At 60.8% G+C, this 8,569-nt stretch carries 7 protein-coding genes; 4 read left to right on the top strand and 3 right to left on the bottom strand.

The genetic code is table 11. The features are described from left to right. Window positions 1-41 precede the first annotated feature (41 nt). Genes U862_RS0100805 through U862_RS0100795 form a run of 3 tightly spaced genes read right to left on the bottom strand, consistent with a single transcriptional unit; the run spans window position 42 to window position 2,498 of the window. The gene (locus U862_RS0100805) at window positions 42-809 is read right to left on the bottom strand and encodes a TerB family tellurite resistance protein (protein WP_025108658.1); all 768 of its coding nucleotides are present in this window, start codon (window positions 807-809) and stop codon (window positions 42-44) included. Window position 810: 1 nt separating this feature from the next. Further along, window positions 811-1,482 carry an N-acetylmuramate alpha-1-phosphate uridylyltransferase MurU gene (gene murU / locus U862_RS0100800; RefSeq protein ID WP_025108657.1) on the bottom strand — a complete coding sequence of 224 codons (672 nt, stop codon included), beginning with the start codon at window positions 1,480-1,482 and terminating at the stop codon, window positions 811-813. Continuing rightward, window positions 1,479-2,498 (bottom strand): aminoglycoside phosphotransferase family protein, encoded by a 1,020-nt coding sequence (locus U862_RS0100795; RefSeq protein ID WP_025108656.1) that lies wholly within the window; start codon window positions 2,496-2,498, stop codon window positions 1,479-1,481. The genes murU and U862_RS0100795 overlap by 4 nt, the downstream gene beginning before the upstream one ends. Window positions 2,499-2,628: 130 nt before the next feature. Here U862_RS0100795 and U862_RS0100790 point away from each other — a divergent pair, with 130 nt between their 5' ends. The 4 genes from U862_RS0100790 to rsmA are packed head-to-tail and all read left to right on the top strand — an operon-like array spanning window position 2,629 to window position 8,519. Then, window positions 2,629-5,424: an LPS-assembly protein LptD gene (locus U862_RS0100790; RefSeq protein WP_025108655.1), complete on the top strand. Its 2,796-nt coding sequence runs from the start codon at window positions 2,629-2,631 to the stop codon at window positions 5,422-5,424. Next, window positions 5,399-6,721 (top strand): peptidylprolyl isomerase SurA, encoded by a 1,323-nt coding sequence (gene surA / locus U862_RS0100785; RefSeq protein WP_029977375.1) that lies wholly within the window; start codon window positions 5,399-5,401, stop codon window positions 6,719-6,721. Before U862_RS0100790 ends, surA begins: the two co-directional genes overlap by 26 nt. Beyond that, complete coding sequence (gene pdxA / locus U862_RS0100780) at window positions 6,718-7,707, top strand: 4-hydroxythreonine-4-phosphate dehydrogenase PdxA (RefSeq protein ID WP_025108653.1); 990 nt, start codon at window positions 6,718-6,720, stop codon at window positions 7,705-7,707. Before surA ends, pdxA begins: the two co-directional genes overlap by 4 nt. Further along, window positions 7,704-8,519 carry a 16S rRNA (adenine(1518)-N(6)/adenine(1519)-N(6))-dimethyltransferase RsmA gene (gene rsmA / locus U862_RS0100775; protein WP_025108652.1) on the top strand — a complete coding sequence of 272 codons (816 nt, stop codon included), beginning with the start codon at window positions 7,704-7,706 and terminating at the stop codon, window positions 8,517-8,519. The genes pdxA and rsmA overlap by 4 nt, the downstream gene beginning before the upstream one ends. Window positions 8,520-8,569: the final 50 nt, after the last annotated feature.

Here is an 8,569-nt window from a genome sequence, read left to right as displayed (position 1 = left end):
TGCTCGCGAAGAGGCCCTCATCAACAACTCAGCGTTAACGATCAGCGAAAATCCCGCCGCGCCCGAATCAGCGTAAACGCATTGTGCAGCTCGCGAGTTTTCTCGGTCGCCTCGCGCACCTGTTCCGGCGTCGCACCGCTGCCGGCAATCTTGTCCGGATGATGCCGACTGAGCAGGCGCCGGTAGGCTCGTTTGATCTGCGCCGGCTCGCTGGTCGCCGACACGCCGAGCAGGCGCATCGCTTCCTGATAGCTCACCGCCGCACTGACAATCGGGCGCTTGTTCGGCTCGTAGTCGCTGGCCAGCGCCTGTATCTGATGCGTTGTCCAACCCAGCCACTTGCCCCACTGCGCCAACAGTTCACGCTCGCTGACGCCGGCGCGGCCGTCGGCCCAGACCATGCGCCAGCAGGCACGCAACACGCCTTCGGCCGCATGGGGCTGAGCACTCAGGCGCCGCAGATAACCGCGCAGGTGGTCGCCGCCGGATTTGCCGCGATTGAACGCGGCAATCGCCCGACGCCGTGCCGGCTCGCTCATCTCCAGCGCGTTCATTTCATTGCGCGCCTGCTGGATATGGCCGTCCGTCACCCGTCCATCACTCTTGGCCAGACGCCCGAGCAACACGAACAACAGTTCGTCGTTGCGCAACATCGGCCGACCACCAAGTTTTTCCCGCAGATGTCCCCAGCTCTGCAAGTGCAGGCGCCGATCCAGCGCCTGTCCCAGCAAAGCCCCAAGCATGGCCCCCGGAATGCTGGCAATTGCAAAACCCGCTCCGGCTCCAATCAGAGTCCCTGGCCACAACATATCAACGACTCGCTTTTATCAATGCTTCAGCTTCGGCCAGACGCTCATGCGTACCGACATCGACCCAGTGACCTTTCAGGCGCTCGCCCGTGACCTGTCCTTCTGCCATCGCGTTGCGCAGCAGTGGCGCAAGCTTGAACGCGCCTTCCGGGCAGCCATCGAACAATTGCGGATGCAGGACCGCGATGCCGCTGTAGGTCAGGGTTGGCGCGTCCGGCTGGCCATCGATCACCTGACCGTTGACCAAGGTGAAATCGCCGCTCGGGTGATGGGCCGGATTGTCCGCCAGCACCAGATGGGCCAGACCGTTGATCGGTTGATGCAGCACGCTGAAGTCGTAATCGGTCCAGATGTCACCGTTCACCACCAGAAAGGCATCGTCACCGAGCAACGGCAAGGCCCGGAAAATCCCGCCGCCGGTTTCCAGCGGCTCGCCTTCCGGCGAGTACTGAATGCTCACACCAAACTGCGAACCATCGCCCAGGTAATCCTCGATCTGCTGGCCGAGCCAGGCATGGTTGATCACGATTTCGCTGAAACCCGCCGCGGCCAGCGCGCGCAGGTGATACTCGATCAATGGCACGCCGCCAGCGCGCACCAGCGGCTTGGGGGTGGTCAGGGTCAGCGGGCGCATGCGCTCGCCCTTGCCTGCCGCCAGAATCATTGCCTTCATGCAGTCACTCCGCCACGCAGACTGGCGAGCAGCGCCTGCAGATCCGCCAGTTCAGGACGGCGCACGAGCACCGCTTCTATATAAGCAAAGAAACGCGGCACGTCGGCCAGATAACGCGGTTTGCCATCGCGATGGCAAATGCGGGCAAAGATGCCGATGACTTTCAAGTGGCGCTGCACGCCCATCAGGTCACTGGCACGCAGGAAGTCTTCGAAATCCGCCTGCACCGGGATGTTCAGCGCGGCGGCTTGCTGCCAATAAGTTTCCAGCCAGCCACGCACACGCTCTTCAGGCCAGCTGAGGAACGCGTCCTTGAACAGACAGGTCACGTCGTAGGTCACCGGGCCATACACCGCATCCTGGAAATCGAGCACGCCTGGATTCGGCTCGCTGAGCATCAGGTTGCGCGGCATGTAGTCGCGGTGTACCAGCACTTTCGGCTGGGCCAGGGCGCTGTCGATCAGCAGTTCGCTGACGGCTTGCCATTGCTGTTGCTGTGCCGCGTCGAACTCGATACCGAGTTCGCGCTTCACGTACCACTCGGGGAACAGTTCCAGCTCGCGACGCAGCAGTGCGACGTCGTAACTCGGCAGCGGCGCCACCATCGGCAATTGCTGAAAAGCCAACAGTGCCTGCAGGGCATCGCTGAACAAAGCGTCGGCATTTTCGCTGTCGATCACGTCCAGATAGGTCTTGTTGCCCAGGTCATTGAGCAAAAGAAATCCGCGTTCGAGGTCTTCAGCATAAATTTTCGGCACGTTAATTCCGGATTTCGCCAGCAAAAACGCGATATCCACGAACGGTTTGCAGTTTTCCTGAGGGGGCGGCGCGTCCATCACGACGAAGCTGCGGCCCTCGCCTTCCCAGCGAAAATAACGCCGGAAACTCGCGTCACTGCTGGCCGCGGTCAACGTGGCCGGGGGCACGGTGCCCCAGCCTTGATCTGCAAACAGGATTGCCAACTGCTCATCGAGCCAAACTTTCAGGTGTTGCAAGCGTACATCTTGGTCAGGCATTGCAAGGGTCTCCGACGGCGCTAGCCGTCAAGCGGGTCATGCTTTATTATCCAGCATCTTTTTCAGACCATCGAGAGGCGTGCGGCCCACACCGCGGGCAGATGGCACGCAGGAAGCCCGGACTAATAAGATGGCATTGAAATCCCCCGCGTTTCGTAAAAAATTTCCGTTGTTGGTAACCGGCAGTCTGCTGGCTATGCAACCTCTGGCCAGCCAATTCGTTGTTGCCGCCGAGCAGTATGACTGCGCCGTCTCGGCAACGGGTGGCTGGGCGTGTGCGCCAAAGGCGCCGGCCGCTGCATTGCCGCCGCGTCCGGTACATGACGGCAGCGCCGTCAGCGCCGCTGGCGAAGCCCCGGCCCAGAACGGTTCCACTTCCGACACCGGCGCCAAACCTGCGCTGGTCACCGAAGCCAAGGGCCGCGGCCTGAAATCCCGTAGCGAAGACTACAGTCACCTCGACTGGGTTCCGCGCGAGAAGCTCACCGCCGCCCAATTGGCCGAGACCGGTCCTTACTGCTCTGGTTCCTATATCGAACCGATTCGTCCTGGCATGAATGACAAGACGAATAAAAGTGACGCACCGACCTTTATCGGCGCCAAGGCCTCGCGCTACAACACCGAAGATCAGGTGGGTACGCTGGCCGGCGACGTGGTTCTGCGTCAGGGCAGCATGCAGGTCGAGTCCGACGAGGCCAGCCTGTATCAGGCCGAGAGCCGCGCCGAACTCAACGGCGACGTACGCATCCGCGACAACGGCGCGCTGATCGTCGGCGACCACGCCGATGTGCAGCTCGACACCGGTGAAGCCAAGGTCGACAACGCCGAATACGTGATGCACAAATCGCGCATTCGCGGTAACGCGCTGTACGCCAAGCGTGCCGAAAACGCGATCATCCGCTTGAAGGACGGCACGTACACCACGTGCGAACCAAACAGCAACGCCTGGCAGCTCAAGGGCAACAACATCACCCTGAACCCTGCCACCGGCTTCGGCACCGCGACCAACGTGACGCTGCGGGTCAAGGACATTCCGATCCTGTACACGCCGTACATCTACTTCCCGATCGACGACCGTCGCCAGTCGGGTTTCCTGCCGCCGACCATCGGCACCGGCAGCGATACCGGCTTCACGCTGGTCACCCCGTACTACTTCAACCTGGCGCCGAACTACGATGCCACGTTGTACCCGCGCTACATGAGCAAGCGCGGCATGCTGGTCGAAGGCGAGTTCCGTTACCTGACCAAGTCCAGCGAAGGTCAGTTCGGTGCTGCGTATCTGAACGACGAAGATACCGATCGCAGCAAGCAGACCGACTACGAAAAGAATCGCTACATGTACAACTGGCAGCACAAGGGTGGTCTCGACTCCCGCGTGTACACCCAGGTTGACTACACCAAGATCAGCGACCCGTACTACTTCCAGGACCTGACCACCGATCAGATCGGGGTGAAGAGCGCCGACTACGTGAACCAGCAGGGTCTGGTTTCCTACCGTGGCGACTCGTACACCGCCACCTTGAATGCTCAGCAGTACCAGCTCGCTACCGTTTCGAACATCACGCCTTATGGTCGTCTGCCGCAGATCACCTTCAATGGTCAGCTGCCGTATCACCCGGAAGGCTTGAATTTCGATTACGAGACCGAGGTTGTGCGGTTTGATCGTGATCTGAAAACAGGCCAGTTCTCTGATGAAAACGGCAACCTGTCGGATCGACTGGACAAAAACGTGTCCGGGTTGGCCCGAGCTAATGGCACCCGCCTGAACCTGAAGCCAGGTGTCAGCCTGCCAATGAACTGGACCTATGGTTTCCTGAAGCCATCGCTCAAGTATCAATACACTCAGTACGATCTTGACCTTGATGGCCAGGGCAAAAATGATCTGGTAACAAACCGCAATGGCTCTTCCGCTCTCGGCGAGTCGTTCAGCAGCTCGCAGAATCGCGGCGTACCAATCGCCAGCATCGACAGCGGCCTGTACTTCGACCGCAACACCTCGTACTTCGGCAAGAACTACCGTCAGACGCTGGAACCTCGTCTGTTCTACCTCTATGTACCTGAGGAAGACCAGAAGGACATTCCGGTATTCGACACCAGTGAATACACCTTCAACTACGCTTCGCTGTTCCGTGACAACCGTTTCTCGGGCTCCGACCGTGTCGGCGACGAGAACAAACTGTCGCTGGGCGTAACCAGCCGCTGGATCGAAGACAATGGCTTCGAACGTCAACGCATCAGCGTCGGCCAGGCTTACTACTTCAAGAATCGTGAAGTACAACTGCCAGGCATTGATCCAAAGACCCGCGATGACGCGCAATCCAATGTGTCGCCATACGCGCTGGAATACGAATATCGCTGGAACCGCGACTGGCGCACCACTGCCGACTACAACTGGGATCCGGACAGCCGCAGCCCACGCTCCGGCAGTGCGATGTTCCACTATCAGCCTGAAGACAACCCGAACAAGGTCATCAACGCGGGTTACCGCTATCGCAATGACCAGGTTCGTTACGACCAGAGCACCGGCAAGTGGAGTATCGGCGGTGACTACGGCGAAGCGGGCAAGCCGGGCTTCATCAAGGACTACTACAAGATCCAGCAGCACGACTTCTCGGTCATCTGGCCGATCGTGCCGCAATGGAACGCCATCAGCCGCTGGCAGTACGACTACAACCGCAACCGTACGCTGGAAGCGTTCGGTGGTTTCGAGTACGACAACTGCTGCTGGAAACTGCGCCTGATCAACCGTTACTGGGTGTCTTATGACGAGTTCAGTCAGGATGCCCCGCAAAACGAAAAAGGCGACCACGGCGTCTTCCTCCAAATTGTTCTGAAGGGACTCGGCGGCCTGACTGGCGCCAAGGTAGAGAGCTTCCTCGACAAAGGCATTCAAGGTTATCGTGAACGTGAAGACCAAGCTTTCTGATTGTCTGCGCCCGCTGCTGCTGGGCGCGCTGTTCCTGGGTACTGCGGCCAACGCCGCAGTACAATCCATCGATAAAGTGGTCGCGATCGTTGATAACGACGTAGTCATGCAGAGCCAACTGGACCAGCGTGTCCACGAAGTTCAGCAGACCATCGCCAAGCGTGGTGGCGGCATGCCGCCTCCGGGCGTGCTGGATCAACAGGTGCTCGAGCGCCTGATCGTCGAAAACCTGCAACTGCAGATCGGCGAGCGTTCCGGCATCCGCATTACCGATGAAGAGCTGAACCAGGCTGTCGGCACTATCGCCCAGCGCAACAACATGACCGTGGATCAATTCCGCGCCGCCCTGGCTCACGACGGTCTGAACTATGACGACGCCCGTGACCAGATCAAGCGCGAAATGATCATCAGCCGTGTGCGTCAGCGCCGCGTGGCAGAACGCATTCAGGTCTCCGAGCAGGAAGTGAAGAACTTCCTCGCCTCGGACCTGGGCAAGATGCAACTGTCCGAAGAACTGCACCTGGCCAACATCCTGATTCCAACGCCGGAAAGCGCCAGCTCTGAAGCCATTCAGAGCGCTTACCGTCAGGCCATGGACGTTTACCAGCAACTCAAGCAAGGCGCTGACTTCGGTCAACTGGCCGTTGCCAAGTCCGGCAGCGACAACGCCCTGGAAGGCGGCGACATGGGCTGGCGCAAAGCCGCGCAACTGCCACCGCCGTTCGACCGCGAGCTGAGCAGCATGGCCGTTGGCGACATCACCCAGCCTGCACGCACCCCGGGTGGTTTCATCATCCTCAAGTTGCTGGCCAAACGCGGTGGCGAAGCGCAGATGCGCGATGAGGTGCACGTGCGCCACATCCTGGTCAAGCCAAGCCCGATCCGTGACGAAGCCAAAACCAAAGCCCTGGTGCAATCGCTGTACGATCGCATCCTGGCCGGTGAAGACTTCGCTGAACTGGCGAAGAACTACTCCGAAGACCCGGGCTCGGCGCTCAACGGCGGCGACCTGAACTGGATCGATCCAAGCGTGCTGGTACCGGAATTCCGCGAAGTGATGGCCAAGACCCCGCAAGGTCAGCTGTCCAAGCCATTCCAGACCCAATACGGCTGGCATGTACTGGAAGTCCTTGGCCGTCGCGCCACCGACAGCACCGAGCAGGCTCGCGAGCAACAGGCGATGACTGTTCTGCGTAACAAAAAATACGATGAAGAGCTGCAAAACTGGCTGCGTCAGATTCGTGAAGAAGCCTACGTAGAAATCAAACTCCCTGGCGCAGACCAGGCAGCGCAGTGAAACCCAAGCGTTTCGCGCTGACACCCGGCGAACCAGCCGGCATCGGTCCCGACCTGTGCCTGCTGCTCGCCTCGCACGCCCAGCCACACCCCTTGATTGCCATCACCAGCCGCGACCTGCTCCTTGAGCGGGCCACGCAGTTGGGGCTGGCCGTCAACTTGTTGGAGGTGGCGCCCGGCAATTGGCCGGACGCACCCGCACCTGCAGGCAGCCTTTACGTCTGGGACACCCCGCTCAGCGCCCCCGTGGTTGCCGGGCAACTGGACAAGGCCAACGCTGCATTCGTCCTCGAAACCCTGACCCGCGCCGGTAATGGCTGCCTGAACGGCGATTTCGCCGCAATGATCACCGCCCCGGTACACAAGGGTGTGATCAACGAATCCGGCATCCCGTTCTCCGGGCACACCGAGTTTCTCGCAGACCTGACCCACACCGCCCAAGTGGTAATGATGCTCGCCACTCGCGGCCTGCGCGTGGCGCTGGTCACCACGCACCTGCCCCTGCGCGAGATTGCCGATGCGATCACCCCGGAGCGGCTGGAGCGGGTCACGCGGATTCTGCACGCCGACCTGCAAGATAAATTCGGCATTGCCCAGCCACGCATCCTGGTCTGCGGACTCAACCCGCACGCCGGTGAAGGCGGACACCTGGGCCATGAAGAAATCGACATCATCGAACCTACCTTAGAGCGCCTGCGCGGCGAGGGCATGGACCTTCGTGGCCCGCTGCCTGCCGACACTCTGTTTACCCCCAAATATCTGGAGCACTGCGACGCAGTGCTGGCGATGTACCACGACCAGGGGCTGCCCGTGCTGAAGTACAAAGGCTTCGGCGCTGCGGTCAACATTACCCTTGGCCTGCCGATCATTCGTACTTCGGTCGATCACGGCACCGCCCTGGATCTGGCCGGCAGCGGCAAGATCGACACCGGCAGCCTGCAGGTCGCCCTGGAAACCGCCTACCAGATGGCCGAGACCCGTTTATGACCGAGCAATACCAACACAAGGCGCGCAAACGCTTTGGCCAGAACTTCCTGCACGATGCCGGCGTCATCGACCGCATCCTGCGCTCCATCAGCGCCAAGCCTGACGACCGTATGCTGGAAATCGGCCCGGGCCAGGGCGCACTGACCGCCGGCCTGCTGAGCTCCGGCGCGCAACTCGACGTGGTGGAGTTGGACAAGGACCTGATCCCGATCCTCAACCAGCAGTTCGCCGGCAAGAGCAACTTCAACCTGCACCAGGGCGACGCGCTGAAGTTCGACTTCAACACGCTCAACGCGGCACCGAACAGCCTGCGTGTGGTCGGCAACCTGCCTTACAACATCTCCACGCCGCTGATTTTTCACCTGCTGAACAACGCCGGCATCATTCGCGACATGCACTTCATGCTGCAGAAGGAAGTGGTCGAGCGTCTGGCGGCCGGCCCGGGTGGCGGTGACTGGGGTCGCCTGTCGATCATGGTTCAGTACCACTGCCGCGTAGAGCACCTGTTCAACGTTGGCCCGGGTGCGTTCAACCCGCCGCCGAAGGTCGACTCGGCCATTGTCCGCCTGGTGCCGCACGCAGTACTGCCGCATCCGGCCAAGGATCATCGCCTGCTCGAGCGCGTCGTTCGGGAAGCCTTCAACCAGCGTCGCAAGACCCTGCGCAACACCCTCAAGCAATTGATGACCGCCGCCGAGATCGAAGCCGCCGGTGTCGATGGCAGCCTGCGTCCCGAGCAGCTGGACCTGGCCGCGTTCGTGCGCCTGGCCGACAAGCTCAGCGAGCAAGCCCCCGCTCCCGCCGCCGACTGACTGGCGATGAACGCTATCGGGCAGGACGCCACTCTGGTTTACTGCCCGAT

The sequence above is a fragment of the Pseudomonas sp. H1h genome (genome assembly GCF_000633255.1).
Classification (GTDB): domain Bacteria; phylum Pseudomonadota; class Gammaproteobacteria; order Pseudomonadales; family Pseudomonadaceae; genus Aquipseudomonas.
Note: the sequence above shows the minus strand (reverse complement) of the source record. Positions and strands in the feature narration are given on the sequence as shown.